The following is an 18,478-nucleotide window of genomic DNA, read 5'->3' on the forward strand; positions in this document are numbered from 1 at the left end:
TCCGGGTAAAGTGCTTTATACGAGGAGGAGAGGCAAATGGGAAAAGTTTATTTTACAACAAGTGCAACGGGTGTTGGCGGTAGAGCGGGCACGGTTGCATCGAATAACAGTGATTTGGAATTTGAACTGAGCAGACCGGTTGCTTTTAAAGGCGAAGGTGGCGGTGGAACTAATCCAGAAGAATTATTCTCGATGGGCTACGCGGCTTGTTTTGGAAGTGCTTTTCAGTCGGTTGCGCGTAAGAATAAATCGAAAGCAAAAGCTGAAATTACGGTGGAAATTGCGATGGAAGATGATGAAGCAGACGGCGGATATAAGCTTGCTGCGAAAATCACGGGTTTTATCACAGAAGCGACACGGGAAGAGGCGGAACACTTGATGCAAGAAGCTCACAAAATGTGTCCGTATTCGAAAGCGACTCGTGGGAATATTGATGTGGAGCTTAAAACGCGTATTGCTGAATAAATAAATCAAAGAGAGCTTGGGGTTTCTTGCCCCCCGAGTTCTTTTTTTTGTGAAAATCGGTCGATAAACTTATTTTCATTAGGAGCGAGTTATTGTACAATAAGGTTCAGAGTAATTTTCGGGAGGCCTAACATGAAGCCTGTTTTAGAAGCAAATAAAATTAGAAAAGTATATGGAACACGAAGCAATTTTTACACAGCGATTAATGATATTTCGCTTCAAGTCGAGCGCGGCGAGTTTGTGAGTGTGATGGGGCCATCAGGAGCTGGAAAAACAACGCTTCTTAATGTTTTATCGTCCATTGATAAACCGTCTTCAGGTGAAGTTAAAATTAGCGGGACGAATCTTTTTAAAATGAAATCACGGGAACTTGCGGTTTTTAGACGTGACCGGTTAGGATTTATTTTCCAAGATTATAATTTACTGGAAACGATGTCGTTAAAAGACAATATTATACTGCCGCTTTCGCTTAGCCGAACCTCTTCGCAAGAAACGGAAGCGAGGTTTCAGCATATTGCGAAACAATTTGGGATTTATGACATTCGAGATAAGTATCCAAATGAAGTGTCAGGTGGTCAAAAGCAACGTACGAGTGCTTGCCGAGCCCTGATCACGAATCCGGATTTGATTTTTGCTGACGAGCCAACAGGAGCGCTTGACTCCAAAGCGGCAACCCATTTGCTTGCTAATCTTGAGCGAGTGCGAACGGAAGAAGGGGCGACCATTTTGATGGTGACACATGATGCGTTTGCTGCGAGCTATTCAGATCGGATTCTTTTTATTAAAGATGGTGAAATTTATCAAGAACTTGCGAAAGGTGACTCGACGCGCAAATCATTTTTTCAGAAAATTTTAGCAGTATTAGCAGAGCTTGGCGGTGAAACGGATGCTCGTGACTAAAATTGCTTTTACAAATATGTTTAAAAACTTCCAGTCGTACTTACTTCACTTTGTCAGCATTTCCATGAGCATTTTGATTTTCTTTACGTTTATGTCACTAGCAAATAATCCACTCATTCGGAAGATTTTCTTGCGCTGGGAAGTGATTGGCTCTTCGCTATTTTCTTCTTCGGCTTTTGTCCTTATTTTATTTGTTGGTTTTTTCATTTTTTTATTCGAACAGCTATTTTTTAAAGCGACGTAAGCGAGAACTTGGTCTTTATTCGTTACTTGGTTTGCGCAAGGGGCAAGTTTGTGCGATTCTTGTGATTGAAAACTTGTTAGTTTATTCGCTTGCTCTGGTTGCAGGGATTGTTGCGGGCATTTTTTTTCTCAAAACTATTTTCGATGTTACTGTTTTGGATTGTGAATTTACGGGTGGATACCACGATCATCTTTTCGGGAAAAGCTATTATAGATACGATTTTAGTTTTTCTTGTGATCATGGCCTTCACTTCGCTTTATGCGTGTGGAATGGTTTTGCGTTATAGTTTGCTACAGCTCTTTCAAAATAAAGAGATGGAAAAAAATGTGCCACGTGGTTCTGTTACGCTTACGATCCTTGGACTATGTTTCATTGGTTTTGGCTATACACTTGCGTTACAAAATATTGAAGAATCCTTTCTTTGGCATAAGTTGAAATTTTTTGCGGGTTTTGGCTTAATACTGCTTTCTGTAGTGGTAGGAACATGGCTTGTCATCCGGTTTTCAATGCCGCTCGGATTGCGCTATTTCTATGGACGAAAAAAAGTTCATTATCATGGTACGAATTTGCTCACGATCACTTCACTTCGTTATCGCTTGAAACGAAATGCTAATACGCTTGCGATGATCGCTGTTTTGAGCGCGACAACGCTTTCGATTATTGGCGCAATCGGGAGTTTTTATTCAGGAGCTATTCATGATGTCAAGCGGGAAAACCCAAGTAGCTATCAAATTTTGAATTTGACGCCAGATAAGCAAAAAGAAGTAGACCGGATTATCCGCAGAAGTAGTGAGAATAAATTGCAATATGCTACACAAAGTGCCTATCTGAATGTTCCTGTGAAAAATCCAATGAAACGAATGCCTTATGAATTTTATGCGAATAGCCGTCATTTTTCTTTCATCTCAGAAAACGAATTTAATCGCTTGAATAAAATCGAGAGAAATCGCAATTTGAGTATTTCAGGTCTTAGGGACGGGGAAGGCGTTCTTGTTGGGAGTGATATGACGCGAATCCCGACGAAGCTTAAAAACCCGTCTGCAAAATCACATTTTTTTTCTTGCATTCAGATGATCAAAAAAGAGAATTAGATACAGTGCAATTTGTTGGATTTCGTGAATTTCCGGTATTTAACACGGGATTTGCAGATTTCACAGTTGTTGTAAATCAAAGGGTTTATGATAAGTTACTCACGGAATTTCGACCGGAACAAGTCTTTATTTATAATGTTTCGGAGGTGGATCACTCTGAAAAACTGGGCAACCGGATTCAACAAGCGGTTGAAGGGAAAGTGAGTATCTGGTCTAACAAGATGTCGAGCTATTTCTCCAATTATCATATTGTTTCCATTTTGACCGGGGCGATTTTATTTGTTGGCGTGTTTATTGGAATTGTGTTTTTCCTTGCAACAGGGAGCATCATTTATTTTAAACAAGTGACAGATGCTTATTCGGAAGAACCGGGATTTCGGATTCTATTTAAGCTTGGGCTAACGGACCGGGAATTGCGACAAATTATTGCTAGTCAAATTGGTCCGCTATTTGTTGTCCCGCTTCTTTTCGGGATTTCTCACAGCATTATTGCGATGATTGGCTTAGCTAAGAATTTTGATGTCTCCGTGAAGTTACCTTTCATTATTGTGACGTCGATTTATTATGTTTTTTATGGTGTTTATTACTGGTTGACAGCTAATAATTATAGGAATATTGTATCGCGGCATCGTCATGACTAGTCAAACGAATCGGAATCAGCTAAAATAGAACTATGCAGAAGATGGAGGGTCCAAAGAATGGTAAAAGTGTATATCGTAGAAGATGATGTTGTGATTCGCGATACGATTCAGAAAACACTTAAAAAAGTGGGGCTTTGAAATCGGAGTCGTAAGCGATTTTAACAATATTCTCAACGAATTTTTAGAATTTGAACCGCAACTTGTGATTTTGGACGTGAATTTGCCTTATTTTGATGGATTTTACTGGTGTAATCAAATTCGTGAGATATCGAATGTTCCGATTATTTTCCTTTCATCGCGAAATTCGCGGATGGACCAAATTATGGGAATGAATATGGGAGCGGATTACTACATTGAAAAACCGGTTGACTTAGATGTCTTAATGGCAAGAATAAATGCTTTGCTCAGAAGAACGTATTCGTATACAGAACTTGAGGAACCTAATGTTTTGGAATATCATAATGTATTTTTGCACATTGATACCAATACGCTTTCTTATTTGGAAGAAAAAATTGAACTCACGAAAAATGAGTTTTTGATTTTATATGAATTGATGAAGCAAAAAGGAGCAATTGTGAGTCGGGATGAAATTATGCGTGTGCTTTGGGAAGATGAAAGCTTCGTTGATGATAACACGCTGACAGTCAATATCGTTCGGATTCGCAAAAAATTAGCAGAAATTGGCATCAAAGATTTTATCAAAACTAAAAAAGGACAAGGCTACATGATTGAGTAAAAGAAGGGAAGTGGGTTTTAAGAATGATTTCTTAAAGTCTAACTTCCTGTTTTTATAAAAGGAGGGGCTTTTTTGAAAATTTTAGTTTTCGGGGGAACACGTTTTTTTGGTAAGCAACTTGTGAAACGGTTGATTGAAAGTGGGCACGAGGTGACAATTGCAACTCGTGGAAAAACGCGAGACCCCTTTCAAAATCAAGTGAAACGGGTGATTCTTGACCGAAGAAAGCGTGACGATTTATTCTTGCTTGCAGCATCAGAAACGTATGATGTGATTTATGACGATATTTGTTATTCACCACAAGACGCACTTTATGCTGTTAAGGCATTTCAAAAAAGCAAACCTCGGTTGATTTTTGTGTCAACGCTTGCCGTTTATCCGAATAAGGGAAGAGTGCTTACGGAAGCTGATTTTGATAGTGCGCATTATGAGATTGTAACGGGTGACCGTGACGATTTTGATTACGGGGAAGGAAAGAAACTGGCAGAAGCGGTTTATGCGCAGAAAGCGGAATTTCCTGTTTTATCTGTGCGTTTACCGGTTGTGTTAGGGAACGAAGATTATACGAAGCGGATGGAGTTTCATTTGAAGCGGATAGAAGCAGGTACGGAAATCGGGATTCAAAATGAAGCGGCCGAAATCGGATTCATTCATGCAGATGAAGCAGCTCGTTTTCTCGAGCGGGCAGGAACTGCAAGCGAGGCTACTGGGCCCATTAATGCGGCTTCAAATGGCAGCATTACGCTTGGCGATTTGATGCAACTTTTTGCTGAGAAGCTTGGAAAGGAAGCGAAAATTGAAGCAGTCACAGAAGATGAGGATGAATCTCCTTATGATTTAGAGGATTCTTATTTTCTTTCGAATGACTATGCGAAATCACTTGGATTTCAGTTTGAATCGCTTTCTGACTGGTTGCCTAAACTGATAGAAAATTACGTTCGCCAAAAAGACTATTAAAAGAAAGAAGGAACAGGATTTTGCTAAGCTTTGAAGAGAAAAAGAAAAAATTATTACTCGTTTTACGGTACTCGAGGAAAAACCGGTTTCGATGAAGCGCTATAACTATCACTATCCAGCAAGTAAACGCGATAAAACGGTACTTGTAAAGCATCTTCATCCAAATGGCAATGGTTTTGTTTACGCGCCGTATCTAGAAGGGGAAGAAGTGCTTGATAAAGAAGGCTACGTGAATGTTTACGAGGCGACTGAAGATAAATTAATCCAGCTTATTGAGCAAGCGATCACTTACATGGATAGTGATGGCGAGGCTTATCAAGAAGGCGATACCTTCGTTTATCAAAATGATGCGGGTGAACTTTTAAAAACTTGTTTTTGAAAATAAGATGTGGATTGTGTATGCTTATGAAAATGTGGAAGCCGTCTTTAAATCACTGGATCAAGCGGAAAGCTACCTTGCTGATGAAGGCTTTTTTGAAGAACAGGAATAAAGGAGAGAAAAATTTTGGAAACAGTTACGAGCTTACGCGAACGGATCAATGTACTAAGTCATAAAGATCCTGCAGATGTCATTATTAAAAATGGTCGAATTGTCAATGTTTTTACGGCGGAAATTATCGAAGCGGATATTGCGATAAAAAATGGTTACATAGCGGGAATTGGTGAATTCCATAAGGCAGAAAAAGTCATTGATGCAAAGGGTCATTATATTGTACCAGGATTTATTGATGCTCATGTTCACGTGGAAAGTGCGATGGTTCCGCCTAGTGAGATGGCACGGGTTCTTCTTCCAAACGGGGTAACTACGATTGTAACTGACCCACATGAAATAGCTAATGTTGCCGGAGCAGCAGGGATTGATTATATGCTTGAAGAAGCAAAAGGCTCTCCTCTCGATATGTTTGTGATGCTGCCTTCTTCTGTACCAGCAACACCGTTTGAAAATAATGGAGCAACGCTTGATGCAGAAAGTTTACGAGCACTTTATAATCGAGAAAATGTGATTGGACTAGCAGAAGTTATGGATTTTCCTTCGGTTGCTTCTGGTGCGAAAGATATTTTACAGAAAATTATCGATGCTAAAACCCATGGTGGCCGAATTGATGGGCACGGAGCGGGGCTTACTCGTGAAAATTTGAATAATTATTTAGCAGCTGGAATTCGGACAGACCACGAAAGTACAACGGCTGAGGAAGCACTCGATCGGGTTCGTGCTGGCATGTTTGTCATGCTACGCGAAGGGACGGTAGCACGTGATTTGCTTGCAACATTACCTGCTGTAAACGAAAAAAATTCGCATCGTTTTTGTTTCTGTACAGATGACAAACTGATTCCAGATCTAGTTTCTGAAGGCTCGATCAACTATAATGTGAAGCTAGCTATTCAAAATGGAGTTTCGCCAATCATGGCGATTCAAATGGCAACGATCAATGCGGCCGCGTGCCACAATCTCCTTTATCTCGGCGCTGTTGCGGCGGGATACCAAGCCGACCTCTTGTTTCTTGAAGAGCTTGAGACTGTTAAAATTACAAAAGTGATGAAGCGCGGGGAAGTGGTCGTCGCGGACGGTGAACGGTTTGAAGCGGCTTTCCCGAAAAAAACGACAACTTTTACTTCACCGGAAATTCGCCATTCGCTGAAAGTTAGCGACTTGCGACTGAAACTTTTGAGCGATCATGTTCGTGTGATCGGCATGCTACCTAATAGTTTATTTACTGAAAAACTCGAGGTGAAGCTTGACCGAGTTGACGGGGAGTTTGTGCCAGATTCGGCACGTGACCTAGCCAAGATGGTTGTTGTGGAACGGCATAAGGGGACGGGAAACGTTGGGCTTGGGATCGTTTCAGGATTCGGGCTTACGCGCGGGGCGTTTGCGACTTCGGTTGCGCACGACTCACATAATATCGTTGCAGTTGGAATGAATGATTCTGATATTGAGCTTGCAGTCAAAGCTTTAACGGAAGCTCGTGGCGGAATCGTTGTTGTGGCAGATGGGAAAGTAGAGGAAATTCTGCCGCTTCGAATCGCGGGCTTACTCAGTGATCAACCGTTTGAAGAAGTAGCGCGCTGTCTCAAAAGTTTAGAAAAAGCTTTTGGAACCATTAGTTCTGCCAAGGGGTTTGATCCGTTCTTGACGCTATCATTTTTAACACTTCCAGTTATTCCTGAATATAAGCTCACCGATCAGGGGTTGTTTGATTTCGAAGCTTTTTCCTTTGTTCCGCTTGAAATTACTGAATAGAAAGGAGGGCTTGCTATGACTTTTTGGCGGTATGTCCGTGATAAGCGCTTTTTCATTTTGTTTTTTGCGGTTGTGATGTGTTTTATCGGACTACTTATTTATATCGATCCCAACAGCAAACTCACGATTGGGAACATCATTTATTTATATATATTCGTTTTCTTATTTTTAGTGGCCTATTTAATACTCGGCTATAGTTTTAAGTATCGTTACTGGAAAGAAATGAAGGATCTTGTTGATGGCGAAATTGAAGAAAATGTCATTGAGCTGTTACCGAAACCACGCACGAGTGAGCAAGCTTTCTTTAATGAACTGATGCGAAAAAAGCATCGAGAAGAGCAAAAGAAAGTGACCGCGCTTGTTGATAAACAGGAAGAATATCATGATTTTATTCTTTACTGGGTACACGAAGTGAAAACGCCACTTGTCGCCAGTAAAATGCTAATCAAAAATCCAGATTTGAATGATACGAAAACGATTTTTGAAAAAGTGGATGAAGAACTGGATCGTGTGGATCAGCTCGTCATGCAAGCTCTTTACTTCTCAAGGCTAGATACCTTTGCAAAAGACTACTTCATCCAAGAACAAAATCTTGGCACGATAGTCCGAGAAGCCATCAAGCGACATTCCAAATTTTTTATTTCCGAACATAAACGCTTAGAACTAGATGAGGTCGATTTTGATGTTCGAACGGATAGCAAATGGCTAGGTTTTATACTGGATCAACTGCTTTCAAACGCGCTGAAATATACTGAAGAGGGCGGCGTGATTAAAATCTGGTGTGATAAGTCTTGCACGAGTACGACGCAACTTCATATTCGCGACAATGGGAGAGGGATTAATCCAGAAGACTTGCCGCGCGTCTTTGAGCAAGGCTTTACTGGTTCCACCGGTAGGCAAGAAAAAAAGGCAACGGGGATGGGTCTTTATTTGGCTAAACAAATGTCGAAAAAATTGGATCATGCACTTGAAATCCGTTCTGAAGAGGGTGTCTTTACAGAACTTATATTAACGTTTGAACAAAAAGATGATTATTTGCTTGTTGCAAAAGAATGATAAAAACCAGTCCTTGTCTCTACTTGACGGGGTCTGGTTCTTTGTTTACAATATGGAGAAAAACTAGCGAAGTGGAGGGATTTATTATGACAGAGGAATTAATTGTTCGCGGTGCACCAGCAGAGTATGTATCAAGTGTAGGAGCTTGGGAGAAGCTTCCTGAACATTTGATGCGTAGGAAGCTGAACCGAATACTAGTGTTGCATGGACGTGCATCTTGGGAAGCTGTACGAAACCAATTTCCAGACTTATCAAACTTTGAAACGACATTTGTCGAATACGGCGGTCAAGTTACATATGAAGCAAGGGATGCTTTGAAGGAAAAAATGGAAGCCGAACAAATTGAAGCCATTGTTGCTGTTGGAGGCGGAAAGGTCTCTGATTTAGCCAAGGCAGCTGCTTTTGTTTCCCGCGTGCCTGTTATTATGCTCCCAACACTTGCCTCTACTTGTGCGGCTTATACGCCCCTTAGCGTGATGTATACAGAAACGGGGGAGATGATCCAGTTTGATATTTTTCCTGTCAGTAATGCGCTTGTTTTGTTAGATCCAGCGATTATTTTAGACTCGCCTAAGGAGCTTCTCGTCGCTGGAATTGGGGATACGCTTGCGAAATGGTATGAGGCAGATGTTGTGATTGCTGAACTTCCCGAAAAAACGACGGCAATCGAAGTGGCCGCGTTTGCCGCGCGAAAATGTCGCGATGATTTGCTTCGCTTTAGTGAGGTGGCGCTTGCCGAGATGGAGCGGCATGAACTTGGGACAGCCTTTGTGAAAGTCGTTGAAACGAATATTATGCTTGCTGGAATGGTTGGCGGCTTTGGGGATAAATACGGTCGAACTGCCGGGGCACACTCTATTCATGATGCACTAACGCTTCTTGAAAAGTCGCACGATGTTTTGCACGGACTCAAAGTCGCTTACGGCATTTTGATCCAGCTTGTCATTGAAGAAAAGTTCGATGAGATTGACGCACTTTTGCCTTTTTACAAGAAACTAGGATTGCCTGCTTCTCTCACTGAATTAGGGCTTCTAGATATCACAGAAAATGAATTGCAGCAGGTAGCCGAGCGAGCAGCGCGAGATGGTGAGATGATTCATTTGATGCCGCAAACGGTGACACCAATTGTGGTTCGAGATGCTATGGATAAACTGGAACAGTATGTGCCAGCTATTAAGGTGCAATAAAGATGAAGATTCGTCCGGAAAAATATGTGGATAGAGCATCGATTAGAGCCTTGCTAGAAGATGCTTTTCCGAGTCCACTTGAAGCGAATTTAGTGGAAAAATTGCGTGAAACGGAGGCTTATTTGCCGGAACTTGCGCTTGTCGCGGAGCTTGAATCAGGCGAAGTCGCTGGCTTTCTTTTACTTACGAAGGCAAGCATCGCACAAGAAAATCAAAATCAAGAGATTCTTGTGCTAGCCCCACTTGCTGTCTTAACCAGTAAAAAGCATCAGGGAATTGGCTCGAAGCTAGTTGAAGCAGGGATTACGTCTGCGAGGAAGGCTCGCTTTCCGGGGATTAGTGTTTTAGGTCATGCATCCTTTTATTCACGCTTTGGCTTTCAAAAAGCTAAGATTTATGGAATTGAAGCCCCGTTTCCTGTTGATGAGGAGCACTGGATGGTGCTTGGGTTTCCGGGGCAAAATCTCGAAGGGGTAGCCGGGAAATTGATCTATCCGCAGCCATTTTTGGAGATGGAGTAAAGAGGCTTAGACATGAGGCAGACTAGCCAAACTAAAAGAACAGAAATCGGTCAATGGAACCATTTGCAAAATGGAAATTTTGACGATTCTGTTCTTTTTTTTGTTTTTATGTCTCAACCCATTTACTTTTTGGAAAAGAAGTCGAGAATAAATTGATGAAATAAAGCTTCGGATGGAGCAAGTTTGCGTTTTTTGGTTTTGATGATGCCAACAGATCTGTGAAGTTCTGAGTCGGTGAAGGAAAGGCTCTTTGTATTTTTAAAAACGGCTCCGTCAAGAATCATTTCAGGCAGAATGCTAATGCCTAGTCCGGCACCAACAAGGCCTTGTATGGTATAGAAATCTTGGCTGCTGAAGGCCACTTCGGGCACAAAGCCTTTATTTTGGGCGGCATCTGTCACGATTTGATATAAATTAAAATCTTCAGGGTAAAGAATGAATTTTTCTTGTGCCAACTCTTTTAAAGAAACGCAGGTTTTAGAAGCGAGTGGATGACTAGATGGAACAATGAGTTTCAGTTCTTCATCGAAAAAACGCGTGGACGTGAAGATATCGTTTTCAGCTTGAAGGGGGGAAAGAAAAGTCAAATCCAGTTCGCCAGAGCGAACCATCGCCACTAACTCTGCATTTGAGCCTTCGCGGAATTCATAGGTGATTTGCGGATATTTCTTTCGGAAGGCACTGATGACGGAAGGAAGGACACGCGGAGCTAGTGAATTAGGAAGTCCAAGCTGAACGGTTCCGATGTCAGGATTTGAATATTCCGTGACAAGTGCTTCTGCCTTTTGAAGCTCATGCATGGCACGTTTTGTTTGCTCAAGAAAGCTTGCGCCGATAGAAGTTAAGCGCATATTTCGTCCGACGCGCTCAAATAAAGCTACGCCGAGTTCTTCTTCGAGTTTCATAATTTGACGACTAACGGCAGATTGGGCTACATGCAGATTGACCGAGGCTTGCGTCATGTGCTCCACACGGGCTACTTCCATAAAATATTTTAATTGACGTAGTTCCATTTTCAAGCTCCTATCATTCTCAAAAAGAGATAGTTTTATTCTATTATATATATTGTTTCGATAAATGAAAAGCGCTAAAATAGAAAATACCCCTTTTAAAGGATGATTTTTGATGAAGAGGGTTAAATTTTCTATTAATTTAGTTTATTCATATAAATGGAAGAAATGAAGGAGGAATTTCAATGAAGAAGCTTGGGATGCCGGAGCCGCATGGACTTTACGATCCACGTGATGAACACGATGCTTGCGGAATTGGTTTTGTGGCGAATGTAAAAAATAAGTCAAGCCATAAAATTGTAACAGACGGGATTCATATGCTTGGCCAGTTGAAACACCGCGGTGGTGAAGTTGGCGGTGATACGGGCGATGGGGCAGGAATTCTACTTGAAATTTCGGATTCATTTTTCCGAAAAGTTTGCGGTAACCTTGGAATCGTGCTTCCTAGGCGTCACCACTATGCGATTGGAATGCTGAATTTCCCTAAATCTGAATCCGAGCGAAAGCGCTTGATGGAAAAACTTGTCACGATCATTGATGAAGCTGGGCAAACTTTCTTAGGATTTCGGGCACTACCTGTTGATTCAAGTCAAATTGGTGAGCGTGCTCGGAAAAAGGAGCCAGCCATTTATCAAGTTTTTATCGAGAAAGAAGCTAATTTAACGGAACGTGCATTTGAACGGGAGCTCTATGTGATACGTCGCCGAATTGAAAATTTTGCACAAAATGATGCCGAAATCAAAGAAACTTTTTATGTCCCAAGTTTGTCGACGCGGACGATTATTTATAAAGGAATGCTTACCCCAGAACAAATTAGCGCTTATTACCTAGATTTGGCAGATCCAGCGTATACTTCGGCATTTGCGCTAGTTCATTCGCGCTTTTCAACGAATACGTTTCCAAGCTGGGAGCGGGCGCACCCGTATCGTTATTTGGTACACAACGGAGAAATCAACACTCAGCGTGGGAATATCAACTGGATGAAGGCTCGTGAAAAGCGAGTGAAAAGTGCTCTTTTACAGGAAAAACTCGAATTTGTCCAACCTATCATTGATGAAAGGGGGAGCGATTCCGCTACGCTCGATAACGCACTTGAATTCCTTGTTCAAACCGGGCGCAGTTTGCCCCACGCGGCGATGATGTTAATTCCAGAACCTTGGGATAAAAACGAGCAGTTAAAAGACTATAAGCGAGACTTCTATGCGTATCATGCAACGCTCATGGAGCCTTGGGATGGTCCCACTTCAATTTCCTTCACTGATGGACGGGTGATCGGTACGATTCTCGATAGAAACGGACTGCGCCCCGCGCGCTACTATGAAACGAAGGATCACACAATCATTTATTCTTCTGAAACAGGTGTGATCCCTGTTGAACCTGAGGATATCATAAAAAAAAGAAATCGTTGGCGCTGGCGAAATGCTGTTGATTGATCTTGAAGAAGGACGAATCATTTCAGATGAAGAATTGAAACAAAAAATTATGCACGAAGCTCCGTACCGGGAGTGGCTCGATAATCATTTAACAGATTTAAAGGAACTCACTAAAAAGGAAAATTTGCCTTCTGAAAAATATGAGCATGCGGAATTACTCAAGCTTCAACAAGCATTTGGCTATACGCAAGATGAACTCAATAAAATTTTAATTCCGATGGTTGTAGAAAAAAAAAGATCCAACAGGGGCAATGGGTTATGATGCTCCACTTGCCGTTCTTTCGAATCGCCCACAGCTCCTCTTTCATTACTTTAAGCAATTATTTGCCCAAGTGACGAATCCACCGATTGACGGGTTGCGGGAGCAAGCGGTGATCTCGACGATGACACTTTTGGGCGATGAAGGGAATATTCTTGAGCCAAGTGGCGAAAATGCCAACAGAATCCGTTTAACGACCCCTGTGCTTTCTCGCCTTGAGTTTGAGGCCCTTAAAAATCAAACGAAATTTAGCACAAAAACAACGGTTCTAAAGATTCTTTTCCGTCCTGAGGAACGAAACGAGCTGGATGAAGTTTTGGCACGGCTTTTTGAAGAGGCTAGAGTCGCGATTGAAGAGAGCGGGAGTTCTTTACTTATTTTGACGGATGAAGGGGTCGGCGAGGAGTGGATCGGGATCCCTGCGCTTCTTGCGGCAAGCGGCTTGCATCACTATTTAACACGTCTCGGTTTACGTACTAAAGCGAGTATTATTGTAAAAACGGCGGAAGCGCGCGATGTGCACCATACAGCGCTTTTAATCGGTTACGGTGCAGATGCCGTTTTCCCTTACTTGGCGATTGAGCTGTTTCACAGTCAAATTGAACGCGGTCGAATCGAAGGTTTTAGTCATGCGGAAGCTGAAACACGTTATCTTGAAGCGCTAACGGATGGGCTTTTAAAAGTGATGTCCAAGATGGGTATTTCTACCGTGCAAAGCTATCGTGGCGCACAAATTTTTGAGGCGATCGGTCTTTCTAAAGAAGTGATTGAAAAGTATTTTACGGGGACGGCGAGCAAACTTTCAGGGATTCCGCTTGCCGTGATTGCAGAAGAAGCCTGGTTACGCCACCGGAAAGCTTTTCATGCACAAGGTGTAGATAGTAAGACGCTAGATTCAGGTGGTGAGTATCAATACCGAGCAAACGGCGGCGAATATCATGTGTTTAACCCACTTGCGATTCATTCATTGCAACGAGCAACACGCGAAGGTGATCAGGAAGCTTACGAACTTTACCGAGATTTAATGGAAAATCACAATCAAGCGTTCTTGCGGGGCCTTTTGAAGCTAGAAACGGGGAGAAAGCCTATCTCACTTGATGAGGTGGAGCCGGAAGAAAGTCTCTTCAAACGCTTTAAAACGGGTGCAATGAGTTATGGCTCGATCAGCCAAGAAGCACATGAAGCCCTCGCGATTGCGATGAACCGGATCGGCGGGAAAAGTAACAGCGGGGAAGGCGGAGAAGATCCAGCGCGTTTTATCCAAAATGCGAATGGAGACTCAAAACGCAGTGCGATTAAGCAAGTCGCTTCTGGTCGCTTTGGAGTGTCTAGCCACTACCTCGTTCATGCATCGGAATTGCAAATCAAAATGGCACAAGGCGCGAAACCAGGGGAAGGTGGGCACCTTCCTGGTGGTAAAGTCTATCCTTGGATATCAAAAACGCGTGGTTCAACAACAGGAGTGGGGCTCATTTCCCCACCGCCTCACCATGATATTTATTCCATCGAGGATCTTTCCCAATTGATTTTCGATTTAAAAAACGCGAATCCAAGTGCGCGAGTTAGTGTGAAATTAGTTTCTAAAACAGGCGTTGGAACGATTGCGGCTGGGGTGGCTAAAGGAAAAGCAGATGTGATTTCTGTAAGTGGCTATGAAGGGGGCACTGGCGCGGCAGCAAGAAGTAGTATTCGTCATGCCGGTTTACCTTGGGAAATTGGACTTGCGGAAGTGCAGCAAACCTTAATTTTAAATGATTTACGAAATAAAGTAGTGCTTGAAACGGATGGGAAGTTGATGACAGGGAAAGATGTCTTAGTTGCGGCCATGCTTGGCGCAGAAGAATTTGGCTTTGCAACGGCGCCACTTGTGACTTTGGGATGCGTTATGATGCGGGTTTGTCACATGGATACTTGTCCGGTTGGGGTCGCTACTCAAAATCCAGAATTAAGAAAGAAATTTGCTGGATCGGCGGATTATGTTGTTCAGTTTTTCAAATTTATCGCAGGAGAAATGCGGCAGTTGATGGCTGAACTTGGTGTTCGAAATTTGGATGAAATTATTGGGCACAAAGAATATCTTAAAGAAACGGTGCGTAAACAGGAACATTGGAAAGCGAAGTATCTCGATTTTTCCAATTTACTCTATACGGATGCATTTTACCAAGCGGCCGATCAATTTTGTACGAAAGGTCAGAATCATCAGCTGGAGGAAACTTTGGATGAGCGCTTCTTGCGATCAGCGGCTGAACCGGCGCTCCGATCGGGTGAAAAAGTGGAACAAAGTTTCGTAATTCATAACATCGACCGAGCAGTGGGAACGATAGTGGGGTCAGAAATCAGCAAGAAATACGGCGAGGCGGGACTTCCAGACGATACGATTCGTTTTACATTTAAAGGGTCTGCTGGGCAAAGCTTCGGCGCATTTGCTCCAAAAGGCATGACGCTTCGTGTAGAAGGTGATACCAATGACTATTTTGGAAAAGGTCTTTCAGGTGGGAAATTGATTGCATTTCATGACGCGCGAACTCCTGTTGATCCGCATTCATCTGCAATTGCTGGGAATGTCGTGCTATATGGTGCGACTCTCGGGGAAGCTTATCTTGCTGGAAAAGCGGGTGCACGTTTTGCGGTTCGAAATAGCGGGGCGGAAGCGGTTGTTGAAGGTATTGGAGATAATGGCTGCGAATATATGACTGGCGGAGCGGTAGTTGTCCTTGGTGACATTGGTGCGAATTTTGCTGCGGGAATGAGCGGAGGAATCGCTTATCTCTACGCAAAGGATTTTGCTACGCTTGAAGGAAAAATAAATCCAGAACTGGTTAGTGTAAGGAGTCAGTTCGCTCAAAGTGAACAAGCGAAATTACGTGATTTATTAGAGCGACATGTGGAGGCAACGGGAAGCGAGATGGCTCGCGCTATTTTGCTTGATTTTGAATCAGAAGTGAACAACTTCGTATATGTAATCCCGACTGAGTATGAGGCGATGCGCAAGCGGATTGCGGATTTGACGGAACGATTTGATGACGCCGAGGAAGCAGAGCTCGCGGCTTTTTATGAAAGCACAAGAGAGAATGCGAAACAGGTTCGTTAGGAAAGGAGAGAACGAAAATGGGAAAAGCGACGGGCTTTATGGAGTATGATCGAATTGAAACGCCAGTCAGGAAACCAAAAGAACGGGTACGGGATTGGAATGAATATAGCTTGCCACTTGAAGAAGCGGATTTAAAGATTCAAGCTGCTCGCTGTATGGATTGTGGGGTTCCTTTTTGCAGCATTGGGATGGAAATTAAAAATGGGGTATCGGGATGCCCGCTCCATAATTTAATTCCGGAATGGAATGATGCGGTTTACCGGGGGGACTGGAAAGAGGCACTTGAGCTTTTGCTTAAAACAAATAACTTTCCGGAATTCACTGGGCGTGTTTGTCCAGCTCCTTGTGAAGGGAGTTGTACGGTAGCCATTTCGGAACCGGCAGTGGGAATTAAGTCCATTGAACGGGCTATTATTGACCGAGGGTTTGCTGAAGGTTGGATTAAGCCGACTCCACCGAAAGTGCGGACGGAAAAGAAAATTGGAGTGATTGGTTCTGGGCCAGCAGGTCTTGCTTGTGCCGATCAGCTCAATCAAGCGGGGCATACTGTTACGGTGTTCGAAAAAAGTGATCGTATTGGTGGGCTTTTAATGTATGGTATCCCAACGATGAAGCTGGATAAAGAAAGTGTATCAAGACGCGTCCAATTGCTTGAAGCAGAAGGGATTCGTTTTGTGACTAATGTGGACTGCGGGAAGGATCTTTCTTTTCAGGAATTGAAACGGGATTTCGATGCACTCGTTTTGGCAACTGGTGCTGGGAAGCCACGTGAAGTGGCTGTCCCAAATCGTGATAGTAAAGGGATTCATTTGGCAGTGCCATATTTAACGGCGAGTATTCGGGATTTGCTTTTAAATAAAACGGAACAGTCGCTTTCGGCTGCTGGAAAAAGAGTGATTATTATCGGCGGTGGAGACACGGGAGCAGACTGTGTAGCAACAGCGCTTCGTCAAGGAGCAAAATCTATTTTGCAGTTGGGAAGGCGCGGAAAGCTTGAGGAAGAACGATCGGAAAATAATCCTTGGCCGGAATACCCCCATGTTTTTCAAATGGACTATGCCCACAAAGAAGCAGAAGCAGTGTACGGAATGGATCCGCGTGAATATTTGCTAAGTCCAGTGAGTTTTGTAAAGAATGAGGCTTGTGAAGTGACGGGGATCCGGACGGTGCAAGTTGAACGAGATGAGGAGACTAAACGCTACCGAGAAGTGCCAAATTCAGAACGCATTTTGGATGCGGATATGGTGTTAATTGCGGCGGGCTTTGAAGGAGCGGAAGATGCGATTTTCGAAAACTTTAAGGTGAAGAAGACGAAGCAACAGACAATTGAAGCAGCGAAGGGATTTTACAGAACAAGCGAAGAAGGAATTTTTGCTTGTGGGGATGCTCGCTATGGTCAAAGTCTTGTTGTAACGGCTATTGCAGAAGGTCGTGAAGCGGCAAGGGAAGTGGATTTTTATTTGATGGGAGAAACTTTTTTACCGTGAGGCGGAAGAAAGATAAAGGGATAGCGGGCACTTGGAAGCGGAAGGCTTTTAGTGTCCGTTTTTCTTGCGGGTAAAAAAAGCTTTTTTAGGTTATACTAAAGGGGAAATGAATGATTGGGGGAGCGAATTATGCTAAAACTTGGAATAGTTGGGACGAATTGGATTACAGATTCTTTTATTGATGGGGCTACGCGCTCAGGAGAATGGGAACTACGAGCGGTCTACTCACGAACGATGGAAAAAGCGGCAGACTTTGCTAAAAAATATGGAGCGACACAAGAACTTTTTACAGATATTGGAAGTATGGCGCTTAGTGATGCGATTGATGGGGTTTATATTGCTTCGCCTAATGGCCTGCATTTTGAGCATGCGCTTCAATTTTTGAAGTCTGGCAAGCATGTGATTGTTGAAAAACCTATTTTTTCAACGGTTCGTGAACTTTCCGAGGCACACCAAGTTGCGAAAGAAAATGACGTCTTTTTATTTGAAGCAGCTCGGCACATTCAAGAACCAAACTTTAAAATTTTACAGGAAAATCTTGGAAAAGTGGGTAAATTGCACGGGGCTACGCTTGCTTACATGAAATATTCTTCACGGTATGATCAGGTGCTTTCTGGGCAAGAACCGAATATTTTCTCGTTACATTTTTCAGGAGGATCGCTTACGGATCTTGGTGTTTATCCACTTTATTCTGCGGTTGCGCTGTTTGGGGAACCAAAAGCAGCTCATTACTTTGCAACAAAAATGCGGACGGGTGTTGATGCGAATGGACCTATTATTTTGGAATATGGGGATTTTAATGTCACAATCATTCAAGGGAAAAACTCAACGTCATTTTTAAATAGTGAGATTTATGGTGAAAAAGGCACGCTTTTGATTGAACCTCTTACCTCGATTGAAAAGTTGTCATTTCACGGAAATCACGGCGAAGAAGTGCTTGAACTGGCTGAGCCGATCGTTGAAAATGATATGCAGTTTGAAGCGGGCCGTTTTGCTAAAATTATTGAAAAAAAAGATCAAAGTGCTTATGAGGCGCTTCGGGATTTAAGTATACAGGTTTTAAAACTTTCAAATGAACTTCGCCATCAAAATGATATTTATTTCGATGCAGAAAAGTAAGTAAACTCAGGTCGCTTTTCCTGAAAGAGGGGTGAAGCG

The 18,478-nt window shown here is 42.8% G+C and carries 14 protein-coding genes and 3 pseudogenes; 16 read left to right on the top strand and 1 reads right to left on the bottom strand.

Annotated features, from left to right (window positions below; genetic code table 11):
* Positions 1–36: 36 nt before the first annotated feature.
* The 13 genes and pseudogenes from MAQA_RS05985 to MAQA_RS06030 all read left to right on the top strand — a co-directional run bounded on the left by MAQA_RS05985 (position 37) and on the right by MAQA_RS06030 (position 10,040).
* Positions 37–465, top strand: coding sequence for an Ohr family peroxiredoxin (locus MAQA_RS05985; RefSeq protein WP_036072270.1), 429 nt, complete (start codon positions 37–39; stop codon positions 463–465).
* Positions 466–597: 132 nt separating this feature from the next.
* A complete protein-coding gene (locus tag MAQA_RS05990) occupies positions 598–1,365 on the top strand; it encodes an ABC transporter ATP-binding protein (protein ID WP_036072272.1) in 768 nt (255 codons plus the stop codon).
* A complete protein-coding gene (locus tag MAQA_RS15445; protein WP_241463125.1) occupies positions 1,352–1,609 on the top strand; it encodes a hypothetical protein in 258 nt (85 codons plus the stop codon). Before MAQA_RS05990 ends, MAQA_RS15445 begins: the two co-directional genes overlap by 14 nt.
* A complete protein-coding gene (locus tag MAQA_RS16590; RefSeq protein WP_420911937.1) occupies positions 1,560–1,895 on the top strand; it encodes an ABC transporter permease in 336 nt (111 codons plus the stop codon). The genes MAQA_RS15445 and MAQA_RS16590 overlap by 50 nt, the downstream gene beginning before the upstream one ends.
* Positions 1,885–2,700: a hypothetical protein gene (locus MAQA_RS15455; RefSeq protein ID WP_420911936.1), complete on the top strand. Its 816-nt coding sequence runs from the start codon at positions 1,885–1,887 to the stop codon at positions 2,698–2,700. The genes MAQA_RS16590 and MAQA_RS15455 overlap by 11 nt, the downstream gene beginning before the upstream one ends.
* Positions 2,701–2,705: 5 nt before the next feature.
* Positions 2,706–3,341, top strand: a complete 636-nt coding sequence (locus tag MAQA_RS15460) for a hypothetical protein (protein ID WP_241463126.1) — start codon at positions 2,706–2,708, stop codon at positions 3,339–3,341.
* Between the two features lie 57 nt (positions 3,342–3,398).
* Positions 3,399–4,077 (top strand): annotated as a pseudogene (locus MAQA_RS06000) (response regulator transcription factor).
* A gap of 72 nt (positions 4,078–4,149) precedes the next feature.
* A complete protein-coding gene (locus MAQA_RS06005) occupies positions 4,150–5,034 on the top strand; it encodes an NAD-dependent epimerase/dehydratase family protein (RefSeq protein WP_036072274.1) in 885 nt (294 codons plus the stop codon).
* A gap of 20 nt (positions 5,035–5,054) precedes the next feature.
* Positions 5,055–5,525 (top strand): annotated as a pseudogene (locus MAQA_RS16380) (hypothetical protein).
* Positions 5,526–5,539: 14 nt separating this feature from the next.
* Positions 5,540–7,276 (top strand): adenine deaminase, encoded by a 1,737-nt coding sequence (ade, locus tag MAQA_RS06015; RefSeq protein WP_036072276.1) that lies wholly within the window; start codon positions 5,540–5,542, stop codon positions 7,274–7,276.
* 15 nt (positions 7,277–7,291) lie between these two features.
* Positions 7,292–8,332 (top strand): sensor histidine kinase, encoded by a 1,041-nt coding sequence (locus MAQA_RS06020; protein WP_036072279.1) that lies wholly within the window; start codon positions 7,292–7,294, stop codon positions 8,330–8,332.
* A gap of 83 nt (positions 8,333–8,415) precedes the next feature.
* On the top strand, positions 8,416–9,519 hold the full coding sequence (locus tag MAQA_RS06025; protein WP_241463130.1) for an iron-containing alcohol dehydrogenase family protein: 1,104 nt from the start codon (positions 8,416–8,418) through the stop codon (positions 9,517–9,519).
* A gap of 2 nt (positions 9,520–9,521) precedes the next feature.
* Positions 9,522–10,040 (top strand): GNAT family N-acetyltransferase, encoded by a 519-nt coding sequence (locus MAQA_RS06030; protein WP_036072283.1) that lies wholly within the window; start codon positions 9,522–9,524, stop codon positions 10,038–10,040.
* A gap of 122 nt (positions 10,041–10,162) precedes the next feature.
* Here MAQA_RS06030 and gltC read toward each other — a convergent pair whose 3' ends face one another.
* A complete protein-coding gene (gene gltC, locus MAQA_RS06035) occupies positions 10,163–11,053 on the bottom strand; it encodes a glutamate biosynthesis transcriptional regulator GltC (RefSeq protein WP_036072285.1) in 891 nt (296 codons plus the stop codon).
* 182 nt (positions 11,054–11,235) lie between these two features.
* On the opposite strand from gltC, the pseudogene gltB reads away from it, so the two are divergent.
* From gltB to MAQA_RS06050, 3 genes and pseudogenes are all read left to right on the top strand, one after another.
* Positions 11,236–15,833 (top strand): annotated as a pseudogene (gene gltB, locus MAQA_RS06040) (glutamate synthase large subunit).
* 17 nt (positions 15,834–15,850) lie between these two features.
* A complete protein-coding gene (locus MAQA_RS06045) occupies positions 15,851–17,320 on the top strand; it encodes a glutamate synthase subunit beta (RefSeq protein ID WP_036072287.1) in 1,470 nt (489 codons plus the stop codon).
* Between the two features lie 129 nt (positions 17,321–17,449).
* Positions 17,450–18,439, top strand: a complete 990-nt coding sequence (locus MAQA_RS06050) for a Gfo/Idh/MocA family protein (protein ID WP_036072335.1) — start codon at positions 17,450–17,452, stop codon at positions 18,437–18,439.
* The last annotated feature ends 39 nt before the right edge of the window (positions 18,440–18,478 follow it).

Source organism: Listeria aquatica FSL S10-1188 (assembly GCF_000525795.1).
In the GTDB taxonomy this organism is placed as follows: Bacteria; Bacillota; Bacilli; order Lactobacillales; family Listeriaceae; genus Listeria; species Listeria aquatica.

Bases quoted from the DNA above. Each gene is read 5' to 3' on its own strand.
- MAQA_RS05985 (WP_036072270.1), top strand. From the start codon at position 37: ATGGGAAAAGTTTATTTTACAACAAGTGCAACGGGTGTTGGCGGTAGA.
- MAQA_RS05990 (WP_036072272.1), top strand. From the start codon at position 598: ATGAAGCCTGTTTTAGAAGCAAATAAAATTAGAAAAGTATATGGAACA.
- MAQA_RS15445 (WP_241463125.1), top strand. From the start codon at position 1,352: ATGCTCGTGACTAAAATTGCTTTTACAAATATGTTTAAAAACTTCCAG.
- MAQA_RS06020 (WP_036072279.1), top strand. From the start codon at position 7,292: ATGACTTTTTGGCGGTATGTCCGTGATAAGCGCTTTTTCATTTTGTTT.
- MAQA_RS06030 (WP_036072283.1), top strand. From the start codon at position 9,522: ATGAAGATTCGTCCGGAAAAATATGTGGATAGAGCATCGATTAGAGCC.
- gltC (WP_036072285.1), bottom strand. From the start codon at position 11,053: ATGGAACTACGTCAATTAAAATATTTTATGGAAGTAGCCCGTGTGGAG.
- MAQA_RS06045 (WP_036072287.1), top strand. From the start codon at position 15,851: ATGGGAAAAGCGACGGGCTTTATGGAGTATGATCGAATTGAAACGCCA.
- MAQA_RS06050 (WP_036072335.1), top strand. From the start codon at position 17,450: ATGCTAAAACTTGGAATAGTTGGGACGAATTGGATTACAGATTCTTTT.